This window comes from Bifidobacterium pseudolongum subsp. globosum (genome assembly GCF_000741295.1).
Lineage (GTDB): Bacteria > Actinomycetota > Actinomycetes > Actinomycetales > Bifidobacteriaceae > Bifidobacterium > Bifidobacterium globosum.
The window spans coordinates 36,052-57,604 of the sequence record NZ_JGZG01000008.1 but is presented as its reverse complement, the minus strand read 5'-3'; the positions used below and the strand labels follow the sequence as shown (position 1 = coordinate 57,604).

General features: G+C 64.3%; 17 protein-coding genes and 1 tRNA gene. 14 read left to right on the top strand and 4 right to left on the bottom strand.

Translation table 11 applies throughout. From position 1 onward, the window contains the following. Entirely contained in the window at positions 1-1,281 is a 1,281-nt protein-coding gene (locus tag BPSG_RS05905) for a glycoside hydrolase family 3 N-terminal domain-containing protein (protein ID WP_033502178.1), read from the bottom strand. A gap of 155 nt (positions 1,282-1,436) precedes the next feature. Between BPSG_RS05905 and BPSG_RS05900 the strand changes: the two genes are divergently transcribed. From BPSG_RS05900 to BPSG_RS05840, 13 genes are all read left to right on the top strand, one after another. Continuing rightward, positions 1,437-4,607 (top strand): UPF0182 family membrane protein, encoded by a 3,171-nt coding sequence (locus BPSG_RS05900; protein WP_026643214.1) that lies wholly within the window; start codon positions 1,437-1,439, stop codon positions 4,605-4,607. Between the two features lie 144 nt (positions 4,608-4,751). After that, on the top strand, positions 4,752-5,261 hold the full coding sequence (locus tag BPSG_RS05895; RefSeq protein ID WP_026643213.1) for a GNAT family N-acetyltransferase: 510 nt from the start codon (positions 4,752-4,754) through the stop codon (positions 5,259-5,261). Between the two features lie 85 nt (positions 5,262-5,346). After that, positions 5,347-5,946 (top strand): aminoacyl-tRNA hydrolase, encoded by a 600-nt coding sequence (gene pth, locus BPSG_RS05890; protein ID WP_026643212.1) that lies wholly within the window; start codon positions 5,347-5,349, stop codon positions 5,944-5,946. Further along, a complete protein-coding gene (gene mfd, locus BPSG_RS05885) occupies positions 5,936-9,502 on the top strand; it encodes a transcription-repair coupling factor (RefSeq protein WP_026643211.1) in 3,567 nt (1,188 codons plus the stop codon). The genes pth and mfd overlap by 11 nt, the downstream gene beginning before the upstream one ends. Positions 9,503-9,665: 163 nt before the next feature. Next, entirely contained in the window at positions 9,666-10,958 is a 1,293-nt protein-coding gene (gene eno / locus BPSG_RS05880) for a phosphopyruvate hydratase (protein ID WP_026643210.1), read from the top strand. A gap of 115 nt (positions 10,959-11,073) precedes the next feature. Then, positions 11,074-11,634, top strand: coding sequence for an FtsB family cell division protein (locus BPSG_RS05875; RefSeq protein ID WP_026643209.1), 561 nt, complete (start codon positions 11,074-11,076; stop codon positions 11,632-11,634). A 55-nt stretch (positions 11,635-11,689) separates the two neighbouring features. Further along, the gene (locus tag BPSG_RS05870; protein ID WP_026643208.1) at positions 11,690-12,280 is read left to right on the top strand and encodes a DUF501 domain-containing protein; all 591 of its coding nucleotides are present in this window, start codon (positions 11,690-11,692) and stop codon (positions 12,278-12,280) included. 38 nt (positions 12,281-12,318) lie between these two features. Continuing rightward, positions 12,319-13,353, top strand: a complete 1,035-nt coding sequence (locus BPSG_RS05865) for a Ppx/GppA phosphatase family protein (RefSeq protein ID WP_051591935.1) — start codon at positions 12,319-12,321, stop codon at positions 13,351-13,353. 46 nt (positions 13,354-13,399) lie between these two features. Next, positions 13,400-13,479, top strand: a tRNA-Leu gene (locus BPSG_RS05860). Positions 13,480-13,544: 65 nt separating this feature from the next. After that, positions 13,545-14,159 (top strand): cadmium transporter, encoded by a 615-nt coding sequence (locus tag BPSG_RS05855; RefSeq protein WP_236822916.1) that lies wholly within the window; start codon positions 13,545-13,547, stop codon positions 14,157-14,159. Between the two features lie 50 nt (positions 14,160-14,209). Next, positions 14,210-15,679: an L-serine ammonia-lyase gene (locus tag BPSG_RS05850; protein ID WP_026643205.1), complete on the top strand. Its 1,470-nt coding sequence runs from the start codon at positions 14,210-14,212 to the stop codon at positions 15,677-15,679. A gap of 73 nt (positions 15,680-15,752) precedes the next feature. Beyond that, on the top strand, positions 15,753-16,160 hold the full coding sequence (locus BPSG_RS05845) for an FKBP-type peptidyl-prolyl cis-trans isomerase (RefSeq protein WP_022858612.1): 408 nt from the start codon (positions 15,753-15,755) through the stop codon (positions 16,158-16,160). Positions 16,161-16,292: 132 nt separating this feature from the next. Further along, the gene (locus BPSG_RS05840) at positions 16,293-16,775 is read left to right on the top strand and encodes a GreA/GreB family elongation factor (RefSeq protein WP_026643204.1); all 483 of its coding nucleotides are present in this window, start codon (positions 16,293-16,295) and stop codon (positions 16,773-16,775) included. Positions 16,776-16,856: 81 nt separating this feature from the next. Here BPSG_RS05840 and trhA read toward each other — a convergent pair whose 3' ends face one another. Further along, positions 16,857-17,753, bottom strand: a complete 897-nt coding sequence (gene trhA, locus BPSG_RS05835) for a PAQR family membrane homeostasis protein TrhA (RefSeq protein ID WP_026643203.1) — start codon at positions 17,751-17,753, stop codon at positions 16,857-16,859. Positions 17,754-17,853: 100 nt separating this feature from the next. Here trhA and BPSG_RS05830 point away from each other — a divergent pair, with 100 nt between their 5' ends. Further along, complete coding sequence (locus BPSG_RS05830; RefSeq protein WP_026643202.1) at positions 17,854-19,332, top strand: sensor histidine kinase; 1,479 nt, start codon at positions 17,854-17,856, stop codon at positions 19,330-19,332. Positions 19,333-19,420: 88 nt separating this feature from the next. Here BPSG_RS05830 and BPSG_RS05825 read toward each other — a convergent pair whose 3' ends face one another. Together BPSG_RS05825 and BPSG_RS08460 are read right to left on the bottom strand one after the other, a co-directional pair. Beyond that, positions 19,421-19,699: a WhiB family transcriptional regulator gene (locus BPSG_RS05825; protein ID WP_022858608.1), complete on the bottom strand. Its 279-nt coding sequence runs from the start codon at positions 19,697-19,699 to the stop codon at positions 19,421-19,423. 115 nt (positions 19,700-19,814) lie between these two features. Beyond that, positions 19,815-21,503 (bottom strand): FtsK/SpoIIIE domain-containing protein, encoded by a 1,689-nt coding sequence (locus tag BPSG_RS08460; RefSeq protein ID WP_157928615.1) that lies wholly within the window; start codon positions 21,501-21,503, stop codon positions 19,815-19,817. Positions 21,504-21,553: the final 50 nt, after the last annotated feature.

Here is a 21,553-nt window from a genome sequence, read left to right as displayed (position 1 = left end):
CTACTGCGCCAATCCGAGGGCGAGCTTGAGTGAGACGACGCGGCGCGCCGACTGCGTCACCCGTTCGGCGAACGCAGCGTCGCCGCGCGCTCGCGCGCGCAAGCCGTCGAGGATCGGCTGCGTGAACGCGGGGTCGTTCACACAGGCCAAGTCCCCTCCGGCCTGCACAAGCCGCACGCCGAGCTCAGCGGGGGCAATCGCGCTGACGGCGCTCGCCGAAAGGGAGTCGGAGATGACGACGCCGCCATAGCCGATGTCACCGCGCAGCATGCCGTCGATGACGGTGGGCGAGAACGCCGCCGGCTCATCGGGGTCGATCGCCGTGTACGTGGCGAGCGAAATCATGACCATGCCTGGGTCGGCGGCGCGGATCGCCTGGGCGAACGCCTGCACTTCCGGGCCGTTGCGCGTGGTCGTCGTGTCGACGATGCCATCGGTTGTGAAGTCGGTGTTGCCGGTCACGGCGCCAAGCCCAGGGAAGTGTTTCGCCGCCGCGCCCACGCCGGCGGCACGCAATCCTTCGACAAACGCGGCGGCGTGCTGTGCATTGCCCGCGGCGTCGAGCCCGTAATCGCGGTCGAGCGCGCCGACCGGAGCGTTGGACGCGCGGTCGATTGTCACGGTGTCCACGCACGGCGCCAAGTCCACATGTACACCGGCCATATGCAGCTGTTCGCCCCAACCCCGGCTCGCCGCCTGCAGATTGGCGAGGGTCATCATCCCCTGCGTGACCTCGCTCGGCATGGTCTCGAACCCCGGCCCCTGCAGGTGCTGCACCTGGCCGCCCTCCTGATCGGTGGCCACGAGCACGCGCGTGGGGCCGTCAGCATAGGACTGCAGCATCTCGGTGGCTTCGCGCACCCCGGCCACGCCGCTCGTCCAATTGCCCATCAGGATGACGGAACCGACATGCTCGTCGGCGATCAGTGCGCGAATCACCGACGGGTCGGTGCCTGCGGCCAGTGGCGTCATGACCAGTTGCGCCGCGCGCTCGTCGAGGCCCATGCCATCCACGATCTTCTGGGCGCGGTCTGTTGTGGTCGGGCTGGGGGATGCGGTCGGCGTGGCGCCGCTGGGGGAACCGCTTGGCGTGACACTGGGGGTGGCTGTCAGCGCTGGTGTGGTGGCCTGAGGGCGCGGGGTGTGGGCACGGTGTGCCCACGCCCACCATATGGCGCCGGCCGCCAGCATGAGGGCGACCACGGTGGCCACGATGGCGATCCATGCGTGCGTGCGATGCCGCTGTTCACTGCCGTGCCTGTTCGCCTGTTGCTGCGCCATGGCCCCTCCTTGATTGGTCTTGCGTCCGTTGCTACCAGTGTAATGAGGCGCGACAAGGCGGCGCGCGCTCCCTAGATGTGGCGAATTATGGAGTATTGATGGAAGAATGCGCATGGCCCTTGATGCCGTTCGCGGTATTCCAGTAAGCTGAACGAATGTCTTTTTTCGATTTCGGACCTTTGTTCGGCGCTACGCCGGGGTCGCGCAAACCCTCCAACCAGAAGGATGATGACGAGCCGGTCATCATCGACATCGAAACCAACGGCGACGAAGCCCACGACGCGGTCGGTTCGGGCACCAAGCCGCCCACGGGCGCGCCGCGCATCACCCGCCAGGCGAAACGGCCGTCGCATGGCCGTGGCTCCCGCGTGCTGATCGCGGTCGTGGCGGTGATCGCCGTGGTAGTGGCGTTGTTCTTCGCCGTCGCCAACTTCGCCACCGACGTCATGTGGTATTCCCAACTTGGGTTCCAGAGCATCGTGTGGACGCTGCTGGGCACGCGCGTGGGCCTGTGGCTCGCGTATGCGGCGCTCATGGTGCTGGTCACCTTCATCTCCGCCACGCTCGCGATCCGTGCCCGGCCCGCGTACTCCGACGGCTCCACGATTCGCATCCATGGCGACACGATTGAAGTGGGCAAATCGGTGAGTTCGAAGACGGCGCGGCGTGTGGCCATCGTGGTCTCGCTCGTCGCCGGCCTCATGTTCGGTTCGCGGTTCAACGCCAATTGGACCGAGATCCTGCTGATGTTCAACGGCGAATCGTTCGGTGTGTCCGACCCGCAGTTCGGCATCGACAACGGGTTCTACGTGTTTGTGCTGCCCGGCCTGTCGCTGCTGTTGTCGGGCCTGTCGCTGCTGCTCGTCGTCGCGCTCGTGTTCTCGATCGGCACGCACATCGCGATGGGCGGCATCCGGTTCCGCATGCCGGTCCATGGGCGCGGCCTGTTCGCGATGACGGCGCGCGCACGCCGTCAGATCGCCATCTGGTTCATGCTGTGGATGGTCTCCTGGGCGGCCAATCAGGTGCTATCGATCTTCTCGACGATGACCGCGCAGGGCGACCGCATCACCGGCGCCACCTACACGACGGTGCATGCGCACATCCCGGTGGTCATCATCATGGCGGTGATCACGGTGGTTGTGGGCGTGGTGCTCGGCATCTGGCTCATGCGCACGCGCCTGTTCGACGAGGATGGCGGCCGTTCCGCCGGGTTCGTCACCGCGTGGAAGGCATGGCGCGTGCCGGCCATTGCCGTCGCCTCGGCCGTTGTGCTGTCGCTGCTGCTGTCCACGCTGTGGCCCATGTTGCTGCAGCGCTTCCGTGTCAATCCGAACGCGCAGGAGATGGAATCGACGTACATCCAGCGCAATATCGACGCCACGCGCGCCGCCTATGGGCTCGACGCCGTGCAGACCGAGGAATACAAGGCCACGACGAAGGGCACCGAGGGCGCGCTGCAGAAGGACGCCGAGACGACCGCGCAGATCCGCCTGCTCGACCCGCAGATCGTGGCGCCGACGTTCCGCCAGCTGCAGCAGATGAAGCAGTACTACACGTTCGCCGACACGCTGGCCGTGGACAAATACGACATCGATGGGGTGAACCAGGACACGGTGATCGCTGCCCGCGAGATGGACCTTTCGGGCAACGACAACCGCAACTGGGTCAACGACCACACGGTGTACACGCATGGCTACGGCGTGGTGGCCGCCTACGGCAACCGCGTGACGAGCGACGGCCAGCCTGAGTTCTTCGAATACGGCATCCCCACGCAGGGGTACCTGACCGAGACACAGCATTACGAGCCGCGCATCTACTTCTCGCCCAACGCGCCGGAATACTCGATTGTCGGCGCGCCGGAAGGCGAGCGCTCCTGGGAGTTCGACTACCCGACAAGCGGCGCCGAGGGCGCAGTCACCACGTTCAAAGGAAATGGCGGCCCGAACATCGGCAACATGTTCGCCCGTCTGCTGTACGCGATCCGCTTCGGTTCGGACCAGATCCTGTTCTCCGACCGCGTGACCCCACAGTCGCAGATTCTCTACGACCGTTCCCCGCGCGAGCGCGTGGCCAAGGTGGCGCCGTACCTCACCCTCGACGGCCGTGTCTACCCGGCCGTTGTGGATGGCCGCGTGAAGTGGGTCATCGACGGCTACACGACGTCCGACCAGTACCCGTACGCACAGATGACCGACCTCGCTTCCGCCACGCAGGATTCGACGACGTTGAGCTCGGATTCGGTGCAGGAGCTCGGCAACAAGCAGGCGAACTACATCCGCAATTCGGTCAAGGCGACGGTCGACGCGTACGACGGTTCGGTGGACCTGTACACGTGGGACGATCAGGACCCGGTGCTCAAGGCGTGGCAGAAGATCTTCCCCGGCCAGTACCACTCGATGTCGGAGATCTCGGGCGAGCTCATGGCGCATATGCGCTACCCGGAGGGCATCTTCAAGGTGCAGCGCCAACTGCTCGCCAAGTACCATGTGACCCAGGCGAACCAGTTCTTCTCGGGTGAGGATTTCTGGCAGACGCCGGTCGACCCCACCGAATCCCAGGAACAGCAGGCGCGCGACGTGCTGCAGCCGCCGTACTACCTGACCTTGCAGACGGGTGGCTCGCAGCAGCCGGTATTCTCACTGACCTCGTCGTACATCCCGGCCGGTGCGAGCACGCGTGAGATCCTCACCGGATTCCTTTCGGTGGATTCCAACGCGGGGCGCACCAAGGGTGTGAAGGGGCCGGATTACGGCACGATCCGCCTGCAGGAGCTGCCCAAGGACTCCAATGTGCCGGGCCCGGGGCAGGCGCAGAACAACTTCAACGCGAATGCCGATGTGTCGAAGGAGCTCAACCTGCTGCAATCGGGCTCCACACAGGTGGAACGTGGCAACCTGCTCACACTGCCGCTTGGCGGTGGACTGGTGTATGTGGAACCGGTGTATGTCAAGTCCTCCGGCGCTACCAGCTATCCGCTGCTCAAGAAGGTGCTTGTGGCGTTCGGCGACCAGGTCGGTTTCGCCAATACGCTCGACGAGGCACTGGACCAGGTGTTCGGCGGCAATTCCGGCGCCTCCGCAGGCGACGCCGCGAACACGCAGGGCGACCAGCAGGGCAAGGAGCCCAGTGCCGGCAGTGATGAGAAGCCGGAGCCGGGCGGTTCCGCGTCGAAGGATTCCGCCGCGCTCAAATCCGCGCTCGACGATGCAGCCCAGGCGATGAAGGACTCCGACAAGGCGATGAAGAGCGGCGATTGGAGTGCCTATGGCGAAGCGCAGAAGCAACTCGAGGAGGCCATCAACAAGGCGCTCGAACTCGAGTGAACGGTAGGGAAGCAGAGCGTGTGAGCACTGATCCCCACTGATGCGACAGGCGGGTCGCCGGTCCGTGCAGGGCCCGCGCCCCGCCTGTCGCATACCCTACGCCTACGGCGAGCATCAGGGCAGTGGCGCGCTACACTGGCGCGTATGACAGATTATTCGTACCATGTGGCCACCGACGCCGATTTGCCTGCGCTCACCGATATCTACAATGCTGCCATCATCCGGGGCGGCTCCACCGCTGACACGGAACCTGTCACCACCAAACAGCGCAAGGCGTGGCTCGACTCCTTCCAGACGCCGTACGCCGTCTTCGTCATCGATGCGGGCGCCGGCGACACCGCCGAACCGATCGGATTCGCGGCCATCAGCGCCTTCAACCCGCGCCCTGGCTACGATGGCATCTGTTCGCTCGCGTACTACATCACACCCCAGTGGCAGGGCCGTGGCGCCGGCAAATACGCGTTGGGCGTGCTCATCGACGAATGCCGCGCCCGCGCGATGCGCATGGCGTGCACGGTGATCTTCGCCGACAACGCTGCCTCGAGCGGCCTCATGGAGCGCTTCGGCTTCACCCGCTATGGCCTGTTGCCGCAGGCGGCGTATGATTCCAAAGACACATTGCACGATGTGGGGTTCTGGTCGTACGCCCTGTAGCGCCACAGGAGCGGGGAAGCACCCGCATACCACCCGTATGGAAAGCAAGGGGCGCGCGCCCCACAGCACACGAAAAGAGGATGACATGGCTTCCGATTACTGGCTCATCGTCGGACTGGGCAACCCCGGGGCGAAATACCGCGGCACGCGCCACAACATCGGCTTCATGACCGTCAACGAGCTCGCTCAACGCTGGAGCGTGCACTTCGCCAACCACAAGGGGCTGGCCGACCTGGGCAAAGGCGTCATGGCGCTCAATGGGAACAACGTCAAGATGTTCCTGTGCAAGCCGCTGACCTACATGAACGATTCAGGCAACGCCGTCGCCTCGATTCGCGACTATTACCGCATCAACACCGACCACATCGTCGTCATCCACGACGACATGGACCTCGAGTTCGGCCGCATCAAACTCAAGTCGGGCGGTTCGGCGGGCGGCCACAATGGCATCAAATCCATCGACCGCTGCCTGCACACCCCCGACTATGCGCGTGTGCGCATGGGAGTCGGGCATGCGAGCCGCTCGGGCGATGCGCACGACAACACGATCAACTGGGTGCTCGGCGAATTCAACGCCGCCCAGCGCAAGCAGCTGCCCGAATTCCTCGCCGACGGCGCCGACGCCGCCGAATCGATCGTGTTCGATGGATTGACGAAAGCGCAGGCCACGTTCAATGCCCGCTGATCGAGACACCCGCACCTCGGAAGACGAGCTCATTGCGGGCTCCCTCGGCGACGTGCGCGAGGCGCTCGCCCGCGACCCGCAATTCGCGGCGCTCGCGCACGGCGAGATCGAAACGCCCGACGACGCCACTGACCCAAGCCTGCTCATCGGCGCGCCGCAAGGCATACGCCCGGCGCTCGCCGCCGCCACCGCCGAACGCGCGCCCGTCGTTGTGATCGTCCCCTCCGGGCGTGAGGCGGAGGAGCTCGTCGAAGACATCCGCTCATGGTACCGCGGCGACCCCGCGTCAGTCGCCCAACTGCAGTCGTGGGAGACGCTGCCCCACGAGCGTCTTTCGCCGCGCGCGGACACCGTGGCCAACCGCATGGAAGTGTTCCGCCGCCTGTGCCACCCGCAGCAGGGCAGTGCCATGTTCGGACCCATCCGCATCCTCATCATGCCTGTGCGCTCACTCATCCAGCCGGTCGTCGCAGGCATCGGCGACGTCGCACCGCTTGTCTTCACATGCGGCGGGGAGATGCCGCTCGACACCGCAGCACAGCAGCTCGTGCGCAACGCCTATACGCGCGTCGACCTGGTCATGGACCGCGGCGAGTTCGCGGTGCGCGGCGGCCTCATCGACGTCTTCCCGCCGACGGCGCCGCACCCTGTGCGCATCGAGTTCTTCGGCGACGAGATCGACTCGATACGCCAGTTCCACGCCTCCGACCAGCGCACCTACGGCGACGAGATCGACTCGATCTGGGCCACACCGTGCCGCGAAGTGCAGCTGACGGACGAGATCCGAGACCGTGCACGCTCGCTTGTCGGCTCCATTCCCAATGCCGACGACATGCTCGAATCCATTGCGCAGGGCATACCCGTCGAAGGCATGGAATCGCTCATCCCCGCGCTCATCGACGAGATGCAGCCGGTCTCGTCGATGCTGCCCCGCGGCAGTGTCGTCATGCTCAGCGACCCCGAGAAACTGCGCCGCGCGGTCGACGACCTCGAGAAGACCGCGAACGAGTTCCTCGCGACCAGCTGGAGCGTCGCCGCGTCCGGCCACGGTTCGGGCGCGCCGATCACCTTCGACCAAGCGAACTTCCTCAACTACCAGGAGGCCGTCGCCCAGCTCATGTACAGCGAGCGCGAAGTGTGGCAGGTCAGCGGATTCACCGTGGACACCGCACAGCCCGGCCATGTGCAGATCGCCGCGCAGACGCCGGTCGACTTCCGAGGCAGCGAGACGAAAGCGGAACAGGGCTTACACGAACTGCTCGACAGCGGGTATAAGCTGACCCTCACCGCCGCAGCGCACGGCACACTGCAGCGCCTCAAGCGCATGCTGCACGGCATCGGCGTCACCCGGTTCGCCTGCGTGCGCTCGCAGGCGCAGGACGGGTTCATCGACACCGCCGCCAAGGTCGCGCTGCTCACCGAGCGCGATGTGACGGGACGTGCGAGCGCGGCGGGGGCGTCGCGCACCCCGCGCAAACGCCATAAGTCGATCGACCTCATGGAACTCAAGCCGGGGGACTTCGTGGTGCACGAACAACATGGCGTCGGCCGGTTCGTCGAGATGCGCCAGCGTACCACCGGCACGGGCCGCAACCAGTCGACGCGTGAATACCTCGTCATCGAATACGCGCCGAGCAAACGCAACGCGCCGCCGGACAAACTGTTCATCCCGACCGACCAGCTCGACCAGGTGAGCAAATACATCGGCGCCGAGATCCCCAAGCTCAACAAGCTCGGCGGGTCGGACTGGGCGCAGACGAAGGCCAAGGCGAAGAAACACGTCCATGAGATTGCCCAGAACCTCATCAAGCTGTATGTGGCACGCCAGCAGGCGAAAGGGTTCGCCTTCAGCAAAGACACGCCGTGGCAGAAAGAGCTCGAAGACGCGTTCCCGTATCAGGAGACCGCCGACCAGCTCACCACAATCGACGACGTGAAGGCCGACATGGAAAAGCCGATTCCGATGGACCGGCTCATCTGCGGCGACGTGGGGTTCGGCAAAACCGAAATCGCGTTGCGCGCGGCGTTCAAAGCGGTGCAGGACGCCAAACAGGTCGCCGTGCTCGTGCCGACGACCCTGCTCGTGCAGCAGCATTTCGAGACCTTCAGCGAACGCTTCGAGGGGTTCCCGGTCAAAGTGGCGGCGATGAGCCGTTTCCAGAGCGCCAAAGAGATCAACGAGACGCTCAAGGGGCTCGAGGACGGCACGGTCGATGTGGTCATCGGCACGCACAAACTGCTCAACCCCAAGGTCAAGTTCAAGGACTTGGGCCTTGTCATCATCGACGAGGAGCAGCGGTTCGGTGTAGAGGCCAAAGAGACACTCAAGGCCATCCGCACCAACGTCGACGTGCTCAGCCTGTCGGCCACGCCGATTCCGCGCACGCTCGAAATGGCGGTGACGGGCATCCGTGAGATGTCGACGCTCGCCACACCGCCTGAGGACCGCCTGCCGGTGCTCACATACGTCGGCGCATATGAAGATGCGCAGGTGACGGCGGCGGTGCGCCGCGAATTGCTGCGCGGCGGCCAGGTGTTCTACATCCACAACCGTGTGCAGGACATCGACCAGAAGGCGGCGCAATTGCGCGAACTCGTGCCGGAGGCGCGCATCGGGATCGCCCATGGCAAGATGGGGCGCAAGCAGCTCGACCAGATCATCCGTGACTTCTGGCACCGCGACATCGACGTGCTGCTGTGCACCACGATCGTGGAGACCGGCCTCGATATCTCGAACGCCAACACGCTGATCGTCGACAACGCGGGCAAATTCGGCCTCAGCCAGCTTCATCAGCTGCGTGGGCGCGTCGGCCGCGGCCACGACCGCGCCTACGCGTACTTCCTGTACGACCCGAGCAAGCCGATGACCGAGCAGTCGCATGAGCGCCTCGTCACGATCGCCCAGCACACCGCGCTCGGCTCCGGATTCGACGTGGCGATGAAGGACCTCGAGTTGCGCGGCACCGGCAACCTGCTGGGCGATGAGCAAAGCGGGCACATCGAAGGCGTCGGATTCGACCTGTATGTGCGCATGGTGACGAACGCGATCGAGGAATACAAGGAACCCGAGCGCGTGGAACCGGTCGCGGTCACGATCGACCTGCCGGTCGAGGCGTCAATCCCCGTCGACTACATCGATTCCGACAAGCTCAGGCTCGAAGCGTACCGCAAACTCGCCGAGGCGCGCACCGACGAGGACCTCGACGAGTTGCGCGAAGAGCTCACCGACCGCTATGGCGAGCCTCCGCAGGTGTTCACGTCGCTGTTCGACATTGCGCGTCTGCGGGCCCGCGCCCGTGATTTGGGTATCACGGAGATTGTGGGGCAGGGACGCAAGCTGCGCGTCGGCAAGATCAACCCGCCGGAGTCGGTGCGCATGCGCATCGAACGCATTTACAAAGGTGCACAATACCGCCCGCTCACCGAGACCTACACGATCCCCACCCCATTCGAAGGGTCCTTGGGCTCGGCGCCGATGGACTCCGACGCTGTGCTCAAGTGGACCGAGCAGCTGCTCGACGACTTGGCGTGGACGCCGAAGGCAGGCGCTCGCTGAGCCGTGTGGGCCCCGTGTGGACGCACGGGGCCCACACGGGGACGAAGGGCCGCCCGATAGATTGTGAGCGCTCACAAAGAATGGTGGGTCCGGCGCGCACTCGTCCAATAAGCCCACTACTGTTGGAGACTGTCAACACAACCTATGCACATAAGGAGTAGTTGTGGCAGCAATTGAAAGCGTGTACGCACGCCAGATTCTTGATTCCCGTGGCAACCCGACCGTTGAGGTCGTCCTCGACACCGAGGACGGCGCCCGCGGCATCGGCCTGGTCCCCTCCGGCGCCTCCACCGGCGAGGCTGAGGCTTGGGAGCGCCGCGACGGCGACAAGTCCGTTTACATGGGCAAGGGTGTCCTCAACGCGGTGAAGGCCGTCAATGAGGAGATCGCCCCGAAGGTCATCGGCATGGACGCCACCGACCAGCGCGCACTCGACGACCTCATGATCGACCTTGACGGCACCCCGAACAAGGGACGTCTGGGCGCCAACGCCATCCTGGGCGTCTCGCTCGCGGCCATGTACGCCGCGGCCGAGAGCGCCGAGCTGCCGCTGTACCGCTACATCGGCGGCACCAACGGCCACGTCCTGCCGGTCCCGAACATGAACATCATGAACGGCGGTGCGCACGCCGACTTCGCCACCGACATCCAGGAGTACATGATCTCCCCGTACGGCTTCGAGACCTACAGCGAGGCTCTCCAGGCCGGCGTCGAGGTGTACCACACCCTCAAGAACGTGCTCAAGAAGCAGGGCCTGGCCACCGGCCTCGGCGATGAGGGCGGCTTTGCCCCGAAGATGAAGACCAACGAGGATTCCCTCAAGTACATCATGGACGCCATCTCGGCCGCCGGCTACGAGCCGGGCAAGCAGATCGGCATCGCCCTCGACGTGGCTTCCTCCGAGTTCTACAACAAAAACAACGGCATGTACCACTTCGACGGCGAGGACCGCGACGCGGCCTACATGCTCGACTTCTACGAGAAGCTCGTGGACGAGTTCCCGATCGTTTCCATCGAAGATCCGTTCCAGGAAGAGGGTTGGGAAGACTGGGCCAAGATCACCAAGGCCCTCGGCGACCGCCTGCAGTTCGTCGGCGACGACCTCTTCGTCACCAACCCGGTGCGCCTGAAGAAGGGCATCGACATGGGTGCCGGCAACTCGCTGCTCGTCAAGCTCAACCAGATCGGCACTGTCTCCGAGACCCTCGACGCGATTGAGCTGGCCACGAAGAACGGCTTCACCTCGATGGTGTCGCACCGCTCCGGTGAGACACCGGACACCACGATCTCCGATCTTGCCGTGGCCAAGAACACCGGCCAGATCAAGACCGGTGCCCCGGCCCGTGGCGAGCGCATCGCCAAGTACAACCGCCTGCTCGAGATCGAGGAAGAGCTCGGCTCGACCGCGCAGTACGCCGGCTACAGCGCGTTCAAGGCCTGCAAGAAGTACATGTGATCGCGGTCGTTGCGCCACGCATAGGCATGACGCACCGCATTGAGCCATCCAGTGCTTCGGTTCACCGCTACCCGTCGCCGTTCGCTCGTCGAACGCGGCGGGTAGCGTCGTATCCATGAGCGCACGCACCAAGACCACAGCACCGAAGCCGCAGCAGCGCAAGCCCGAACGCGCTTCGGGAGCCGGGCCCATCGCGTTTTTTGTGGCGCTGTTCATCATCGCGCTCGGCCTGATCCAACTCATCTCCACGTTCCATACCTATGCGCTCAACCTTTCGGAACTCAATGCGCTGAAAAAGCAGGAATCCGCGTTGGTGGCGCAGAAGCAGGATCTCGAGAACAACATCGAGCGGTGGAACGACGACGCGTATGTCACCGCACAGGCGCGTGAACGGCTCGGGTATGTGTTCCCGGGCGAGCAGGCGATTCGCGTGGAGCACCCGGAAGCAGTGACCGGTGGGGCGCAACATACACCGGAATCCAACGATGCCGGTACCTCGGGTGATTCGAAACTGCCTTGGTACAGCGAACTCGCGTACGCGTTCGGCCAATCAGACGCCGACCGCCACAATGCGAAGACGGACGACGGCAGTGCATCGCCAGACGGCCAATCGGCGGACCCGGATAGCAAAGAGACTGAGGTCCCTGCGCAAGACGACGGCTCGTCCGCGCAATGACGGCCGGCCCGATGCAGTACGTGTGATGTGGTTTGCAAGAAAGAATGAGGAACGGATGACGCAATTCGACGCTGCCGAAATGAACGATGCCCAGACCATGCTGGACCGCATTCTGGAGCACCCGGCGACCGACCACGATGTGGCGGTCGTGCAGGAACAGTTGGGACGCTATCCGCGCGGCATGATGGCGGTGGGCGCGCGCTGCGCGAATGGATGCCCGCTCGCCGTGGTCACCAGGCCGCTTGTGGATGGCAAGATCCCATTTCCTACGACGTGTTACCTGACCGGCCCGGAAATCGTCAAGGCCGTCTCCCATCTTGAGGCGGATGGGGTGATGCGCGAATACAACGAGATGCTGGCTCTGGATCCGCAGCTGCGTGAACGCTACGAGCGCGCCCACCGCAAGTATCTGGCGTTCCGCCACGCGCTGGCCCTCCATACCGGTGACAGTGAAGAGCATATCGACGGCATCAGCGCCGGCGGCATGCCCACACGCGTCAAATGCCTGCACGCGCTCGTCGCGCAGAGCCTCGTCATGGGGCCGGGTGTCAATCCCATCGGGGACATGGCGCTCGACCGTCTGCGCGGCGAATTCGACCCGGCCGTATGCACATGCGCGCCGATCACCACCGGACAGCGCGACTGACCAGCCGATTCGCACACCCTTTACCGTATGGAGAGATCATGAGTGACCATGTTGCCAACGCCGAGCCGCAATCCGAGTCCAGTGTTGTCGTGGGCGGCATCGATTGCGGTACGAACTCGATCCGTCTGAAAATCGCTCGCGTCAACGCGCACGGTGTGCACGACATCGTGCCGCGCACCCTGCGCGTCGTGCGCTTGGGCGAGGGCGTGGACCGCACGCACCGCTTCGCCGAAGAGGCGCTTGAACGCACCTATGCCGCGGCGCGCGAATTCGCGCGGATCCTCGACGAGCATCCGGTGCAGGCGCTGCGGTTCGTTGCCACGTCCGCCACGCGCGACGCGCAGAACCGTCAGGAGTTCGAAGACACAATCGAGTCGATCCTCGGTGTGCGCCCCGAGGTGATCAGTGGCGTGGAAGAAGCCGACCTGAGTTTTCTCGCGGCCACGAGTATGACGGCGCGCACCGATTTGGAACCGCCGTTCCTCGTGGTGGATCTGGGCGGCGGGTCCACTGAGCTCGTGCTCGGCGGCGACGGCGCGACGGCTCCCGCCACGCGCGTGGACGCGGCGTTTTCAATGAACATCGGATCGGTGCGCATGACGGAACGCCACCTCGCCAACGATCCGCCCACCCAGGCGCAGATCGATGCGGCCGTCGACGACATCGACGCGCATATCGACGAGGCGTTCACCCATGTGCCGGCCGGTCGCGCGCACACAATCATCGGCGTGTCCGGCACGGTCACGACGATGACGGCGTTGGCGATGGGCCTGACCGAATACGACCACCGCGCGGTGGATGGCGTGCGCATGGACTTCGGCACGGCGTTCGCCGTGGACGACCGCTTCCTGCACATGACCCGGGCGGAACGCAGCACGTACAAGACGATTCACCCGGGGCGCATCGATGTGGTGGGCGGAGGTGCGCTGGTGTGGAACCGTGTGCTCGAACGCGTGTCACAGGCCGCGCAGGCGGATCACGGGCAGCGCATCGATTCGTTCGTGGCGAGTGAGCATGGTCTGCTCGACGGGCTGGTGCTCGACTTGGGGAACCGATTGCTTCACGAACGGTAGTGTGGCATAATACCCACGTGCTGTGCATGCGTTGCACGGCCGTACCGCCCCCATGGCGAAACTGGTAGACGCATTCGACTTAAAATCGACCGCTACGGCGTGCGGGTTCGAATCCCGCTGGGGGCACCGATGTCAACATACCGTGATGTCGTCGTAACACAAGATGACAATTCGGCCATACACTGGCCGGCATGAGCGAAATGACTGAACGGATACCGATGACCACCAACCACACCAAGCAAGGCGGCCGCCGCTCGCCCATCGAAGCACACCGCGAGTCCGGCGTGCCGATCATGCTCACCCAAGCGATCATCGTGGCATGTACATTGTGCTTCTGCGAGCTGCTGTGCTCGCCGCTGTACGTGAGCTTCGCGCCCCGCGTGTTCCCGATCCTGCCGTGGGCGCTTGTGGCCATGCTGCTCGCCGTGATGTTCTCGTACGTCGTGGGTTTCGCGCTGTTGTGGTGCGCCGAATCCTTCGCCTACCGCATGAAGCGCAAGCTGCAGCCGGTCGTCTATGCCGTGACCGGTGCCATCGGCTTCGGGGTGTGGACGGTCTGGGTCGTGCTGGGCATCATGAACATGATCAGCGGCAGGCTCGGCATGGGCACGGTGAGCGCCGACCACACCACTATCGCCGCGATCAACGGCGCAGTGCTTGGCTTGGCTTCGTTTTTCGCCGCATTCACGTTGGGGGAGCGCCTTGCAAAGCACCGCACCGTGGTGATTGTGTTGGGTGTGGTCAGTGTGCTGCTCGCGGTGGGCGGGGGCTATGTGCTCGCTGCGATGATGCATGCAGTCGCCTGAGAGCGTAACGCACCTAGCACCTACGAGGACGCGCACATATATTCATGTATATGTTCAGCGTCCTCGATTTGTATTCCATCGGTGTGGGACCGAGTTCGTCGCATACCGTCGGCCCGATGCTCGCCACACAGCGGTTCGCGAAAGCGCTTGTGCAGCATGACGTGATCGATGAGGTGGACCGCGTGCGCGTCACACTGTATGGGTCGCTTGCACTCACCGGGCTGGGGCACGGCACGGACCGCGCTTCCGTGGCTGGTCTGGAAGGCAACGACCCGCAGACCGTGGATACGGATTACCTTGCGGATGTGCACCGCATCTGCGACGAGCGCGGCACCATACGGCTCGCCGGAGTGAAGACGATCACCTTCGATTACAACCATGATATGGTCATCGACGTCTGGCACCGCCTCGCCCCGCACCCCAACGGCATGCGCTGTGAGGCATTTGACGCGCAAGGCCGCTCCGTCTACGAACAAGTCTGGTATTCGGTGGGGGGCGGGTTCATTGAACCCGGACTCGTCACCGACCCCGTGGTCTCGATGCACGACCGGTCGGTCGAGGCGCAGGAAGACACCCAGCGCGTGGCTGCCGGCGAAACCGACCCCACGATGCAGACCGACGGCTGGCCGTTTCCGTTCACCACCGCGAAGCAGCTCCTCGGCATATGCGCGGAGCAAGGCATGAGCATCGCCGACGTGGTGTGGGCCAACGAATGCGCGATCCACGGCGCCGACGCGATTCGTGCGCACCTCGACCGTGTGTGGGCGGCGATGCGCGCCAGTGTCCACGAAGGGTGCGTAAGCACACAACGCGTGCTGCCCGGCGGCCTTGATGTGCCCCGGCGCGCGCCGGGCGTCTATGCGAGATTGCGGTCGAAGGGCGACGTGCTCAGCCAACATGCCTCGGGCAACCTACGGCATCTGGAGTCGTCGGAAGCGGCATGGATCGACCTGTTCGCGCTCGCCGTCAATGAGCAGAACGCCGGGGGAGGGCGCATCGTCACCGCCCCGACGAACGGCGCGTCGGGCGTCTTGCCGGCCACGCTCATGTACTACTGGCATTTCCTGCCCGACGTCGATGAGGCGGGCGTACGCACCTTCCTGCTCACGGCGGCGGCCGTGGGATATCTCATCAAACGCAATGCGTCGATATCCGGCGCAGAGGTCGGTTGCCAAGGCGAAGTCGGATCGGCATGCTCGATGGCCGCGGCCGGCCTGTGTGCGGTCGTCGGCGGCTCGCCGGCGCAGGTCGAGAACGCGGCGGAGATCGGCATGGAGCACCATCTGGGACTCACATGCGATCCGATCGGCGGTTTGGTGCAGATTCCCTGCATCGAACGCAACGCGGTCGCGGCCAATACTGCGATCGGGGCGGTGCGCATGGCGATGCTCGGCGATGGTTCGCACATCGTCACGCTCGACCAGGTCATCACCACCATGCGGCAGACCGGGCACGACATGATGGCGAAATACAAGGAGACCTCGCAAGGCGGTCTCGCGCTCAACGTGGTGGAGTGCTGAACGCGCATCGTGCCGCGCGGCGGGCGCGGATGTGCTACGCTGAAATGCGTTGTGTCAACAGCAAGGAGGAAACATGGCTACGCAGATGCCTGAGGTACAGGGCGCATATGGTGACCTTCCCGTCATCGTGTTCCCGGAAGGTGAAGCCCCCAAGGGCCTCAAGGTCGTGGAACTCGAAGAGGGCAACGGCCCGATGGTCCGCCGCGGCGACACCGTCACGGTGAACTACCACGGTCAGGTCTGGGGCAACGATACGGCGTTTGACTCCAGCTTCGAACGTCACCAGCCGGCGAGCTTCGGCATTGGCGTCGGCCAGGTGATCAAGGGATGGGACCAGACGGTTCCGGGTCACAATGTGGGCTCCCGTCTGCTCGTGTCGATTCCGCCTGAGTATGGCTATGGCTCGCGTGGTGTGCCGCAGGCCGGCATTGGCCCCGATGACACATTGGAGTTCGTCATCGACATCATCGCCACGCGCTGATTGGCATTGCATTGAAAGACGGAGAGCACCGGCGGGCGACGGCCGGTGCTCGATTGTTTATGGGATGACACATGCACGCGCCGCACCCGCATAGAGGATGCGCGGGTGGGCTGCGCACGAAAGGAGGCCATGATGGCCGAAGAAGAAAAGGTCGTGCTCCTGACCCAGGACGCCTACGACAAGTTGAAGGAAGAGCTCACGTATCGCGAGGGCGAGTACCGCGACGAGATCACCCAGCGCATCGCCGCGGCCCGTGCGGAAGGTGACCTCTCGGAGAACGGCGGCTATCAGGCCGCCCGCGAGGAGCAGGGCAAGAACGAGGGCCGCATCAACGAGCTCATCGTCAAACTGCGCAATGCGAAGATCATGGAGGCGCCGGACGCCGGCACCGTGGGCAACGGCTCCATCGTCACCATCGACATGGGTGGCCGTGAGATGGTGTATGTGCTCGGATCGCGCGATATCGCCGTAGCCACCGATTACGACGTGATCAGCCCCGAGTCGCCGATCGGCGCGGCCATCCTCGGTGCGAAAGAGGGCGACACCGTGTCATACAAAGCCCCCAATGGCCGTAAGATCTCGGTGACGATCACCAGGGCGACGCCGCTGCAGTGATCTCATCGCACCTAGTGCATATGGTTTGGCTCCGGTCCATCGTGGTGACGATGGACCGGAGCAAACCATATGCACCGGACGTCACTGCGCCAACTGGGCCAGTCTGACGATCACGATGTAGATGGCCACCATATGGCATGCGTAGCCGGCAATGGTGCCCAGATGGAAGATCTCGTGGAACCCGAAGACCTTCGGCCACGGGTCGGGTCTGCGCAGTGCGTAGACGATGGCGCCCGCGATGTAGCAGGCGCCGCCGGACAGCAGCAGCACGACCACGGCGGAACCTGCTGCGGGCGAACGCCAGAACAGCCCCATGAACGCGACGCCGGAGACGCCGAAGATGATGTAAACGAGCACATAGAGCCAGCGTGGCGCGTTGATCCACACCACATGGATGATCAACGCCACGAGGGTGCAGCTCCACATGCCGATGATGATCGTGTTGCGCCAGAAGGCGTCGAGGGCGAAGGCGGCCGGGGTATAGGTGCCGGCGATGAGCAGGAAGATGTTCATATGGTCGATACGGCGCAACACGTCGGTCACCCGGGGCGACCAGTCGCCCAGATGGTAGGCGGCGGAATTGCCGAACAGGATGAGCGACGCCGTCATGAATACGGCGCACGCCCATTTGAGCCCGGTGCCGTGGGCGATGCAGATCAGCACAATGCCGGCCGCCAAAGCCAAGGGGGTGGCACCGGCATGCAGCCACCCGCGGAGCAGCGGCTTTTCCCTGCCGTGCACATCGAGACGCACTTTGCGCTCGACTTCCTGCGGCACAATGCCTTCGAGTTTGGCGGCTTTCGCCTCTCCTTTGGCGATGATGTGCTTGGCCTTGCATTCGGCCTTGCGGCGCACCTTGTCCGCCTTCGCCTGCGCGTTCGCGCACACATTGTGTGCCTTCGCCTCGAGTGCCTTCTGCCGGGCGGCCACGACCGCCGCCCGTTTCTCCTCGATGTGTTGCCTGTCTTGAGTGGCCATGTCATCTCGTATCACTAGAAGTTACGCAAACGTAAGATACGTTAGCGTAACTAGTTGACAGACGTTCATCGGGGCGGTGCCGGCCGCTATGATGGTGCGCATGGCTGATTTTTCACAGATTCTCGCCACACGCCCGGATTTCGACGATTCCGACCGTGAATGGCTGCATCATCTCGTCGCCGATTGGCAGGTCATCGCCGACCTGAGCTTCGCGGACCTGCTGCTCGTGCTGCAAAAAGGCGACGGCAGTTTCGTCATCGCCGAACAATGCCGGCCCTCCACGGTGATGAGCCTGCGTGTCGACGACCTTGTGGGATGCACGATGGACCCCGAGTTCACCGAGGAGCTCACTGAGGCGATGCACAGCGAAGGCGTCTACCGCTCCTCGATCCTGCGCAACATCGGCGGCTCCACGGTGTGCAATGTCTATGCGCCGATTCGCCATGACGGCAAGACATTGGGCCTTGTGGTGCGCGAGACGAATATGGCCACGCGAGAATCGAACGGCCGGTATGAGTCGGAGAGCATCAGCGCGGGCAAACGGCTGTTCACGATGATTCCACGCGGGCAGTTCCCCTACAAGGACGCGGTGCTCAACCAGCGGCACAACGCGCGCGTGGCGGACGGCTTCATCATCCTCACCGTCGACGGCGACGTGCAGTACGCCTCGCCCAACGGCATCAGCTGCTTCAGGCGCCTGGGCATGCTCGACACGATGGAAGGCGGCAATCTCGGCGAGATCGGCACCGGGCTCATCCATGAAAACGACCCCGTGTCCGAATCGCTGCCGATCGTCCTGCTCGGCAAAGCCGCGATGGACACCGAGATGGACACCAACCGTTCGGCGGTCTCGATGCGCTCGCTGCCGCTCATGGACGCCCAGGGGCGCACCGGTGCGATTGTGCTGTGCCGGGACGTGACCGAGCTGCGCCGCCGTGAAGTGGAGCTGCAGACGAAGGACGCCACAATCTCCGAGATTCACCACCGCGTGAAGAACAACCTGCAGGCGGTCTCGGCGTTGCTGCGGCTGCAGGCGCGCAAAACGAAATCGGACGAAGTGAAGAAGGAGCTCGAGGAGGCACAGCGCCGTGTGCAGACGATCGCGATGGTGCACGAGGGGCTGAGCCAATCGGCCGACGAAGTGGTGGATTTCGACAAGGTCATCGCGAATCTGCTGCGCATGAGCGTCGATTTGGCGTCGATGAGCGAACAGCACATCACCATCGATTTCGTTGGCAAATTCGGCATGATGCCCGCCCAAGACGCCACGCCGCTCTCGCTCGTGCTCACCGAGCTGATCACCAACGCCGTCGAACACGGTTACGAGGGGCGCACCGAAGGGCATATCGTGGTCTCGGTGGGCCGTGAAGGCAACCATCTGAGCATCTGTGTGGAAGACGACGGCAACGGCATCGACCACGAGGAGCAGGACGGCATGGCGCGTACATCCGGGTCTGGGCTGGGCACGCAGATCATCAACACCTTCGTCACGAATGATTTCGGCGGCACGGTCACATGGGAGCCGGCACGTGAGGGCGGCACGCGCGTGCTGCTCGACATCAAGCTGCGCGCCGCATGACAGCGCATAGTACGCCGGATATAATGCGGTGCCCCCAGCCACGGGATGTGGTTGGGGGCACCGCATTATGCTCTAGGCGTGGAGTGTGTCAGATCTGCATCTGCATCGACTGGGAACGGCGGGCGCGCATGGCGCGGCGCTTCAGTGCGCGGCGCTCATCTTCGCTCAGGCCGCCCCACACACCGTAATCCTGATTGGTGTCCAGCGCGCATTTGAGGCAGGCGTCAATGACCTTGCAGGTGCGGCACACGGCCTTGGCCTCTTCGATCTGCTGATATGCGGTGCCGGTGTTTCCTACCGGAAAGAACAGCTCTGGATCCTTGTCGCGGCACGCCGCCTTGGCGCGCCAGTCGAATGCACTGCTCATATGGATTGTGTTCCTTACTATGCTTATGAACGGCTACTTTGCTTATGCTAAGCAATTCCCGTCCGTTTTTCAAGGGTTTTCCAAGGAATTCAGGTGCCGCTGCGCGTTTTTGGCATCAACTGGCGGCCATGAGCTGCACAAGCTGTGCCACACCGGAGTCGATATAGACCGCCCGCCCGGGTGTGCGCATGTCCTCACCGTCCATCGTGTTGAGCAGGTCTGCGGGAATGCCGTCGGCCAGATCGACCGCACGTTCGCCGCAGGGCAGAATAAGCCGGCGTGTGCAATATTCGGGAATGCGCAGGCGTCGTGTGGAGGAGAGCGCGAAGACGGTGAATGCGCGCGGATCACGCAGCTGCGCACGCAATGCGCCGGCCCGGGCATCCATGCACAGCGGATCGAGCAGTTCGTCGGCGTCGTCGGTACAGACCGCGGTGACGCCGTACACCGGCGCCGCCTGCTCGATCCAGCGCAACAGCGCGCTTTTGCCTCGCCCATGCTGGCCCACCACCGCGAGCGGACCGGTGCGCGTGTCGATGACGAACGGTGCGACGGCCACTCCGTCATCGACGAGGCCGAGCGGGAGATGATCCGGCGCGCATGCGTCGGGCAGTGACTGCGGACTCACACGGTCGGGCAGCCCGTCCGTGAACAGCGGGGGCGGCGCCGTGCAAGCGTGCACGCGAGCGCACCGTGCGATGTTCCTGATGAGCGCGTCAATGTCTTCGATGTGCGCGCACCGGAAGACGCGCCGCTCGTCGTCTTCCATCAGGATCGCCATGCCGGGGGCCACGGCGCTCAGATGGGCCGCCGCGTCGGAGCCTATCATTTCCTGGGATTGCAGTGCGTCGCGGACACGTAGACATATGCGCAGGCTCATATTCGCCTTCATCGATGCGCTGATCTGCCCCAGCGGATTCTGCGTGCAGGCGACCAGATGCATGCCCAGCGAACGGCCCAACGACGCGATACGGACCAGGCGGTCGGTGTAGTCGGGCAACTGCCCGTGCAGCATGTGGAATTCGTCGACCACGATCACGAGCCGGGCCACCGGGCACGCCGCGTGCATGAGGTCGCTCACACCGAGTGCGGCGGCGAGCCGCTCCCGGCGGTCGAGTTCGCGTTCGAGTGCACGCAGGGCGCGCGTGGCGTATTTGAGGTCGAGGTCGTTGACGCACCCGCGCACATGAGGGAGTGCGCACAGGCGTTCCATCGCTGACCCGCCTTTGAAGTCGAGGAGCACGAACTGCAGGGCCTGCGGGGGATGGGTGGCGGCGAGGGCCACGCACCAGTCCTGAAGCAGCACCGATTTGCCCGATCCGGTGGTCCCCGCCACAATCGCATGGGGGCCGTGGCGTTCCAAGTCGATGGTCAGTGGCTCGCCAAAGGGGTCGGTGCCGATGCGCGCCGCGCATCCCGGCGGATGGGTGCTGCATGCTGTCCGGGCCCACATGTGGCACATCGTGCGGAATGGCGCGGCGTCGTCGGCCATGTTGAGCAGGCGCTCAAGCGTGGTGCCGGTGCATGCACGGACCATGTCCTCGTTGATGGTGTCGCAAGCATGCGCCGGCGTGTGTGCGCCGTCCGCCCCGCTGTCGAAGGACGTGGGGCGTGACTGCAGCAGCGTCAGCACCATTGTGGCCGCGGTGGCGCAACATCCCGAACCGATCATCAGGGCGAACAGCCATTGCTGGCGCACGAGCAGCGCGGCGAGCATGATGCATTGCGCGACCAACGGGGCGATGTATGCGCACATGCGCAATGCTGTGGTATGTGTGCGGTGGGTGGTTTGTGTGTTGCTCATGCACCCACTGTGCATGGGGTGCCGGCAGGGGCGCAAGCGGCGCGGGGTCA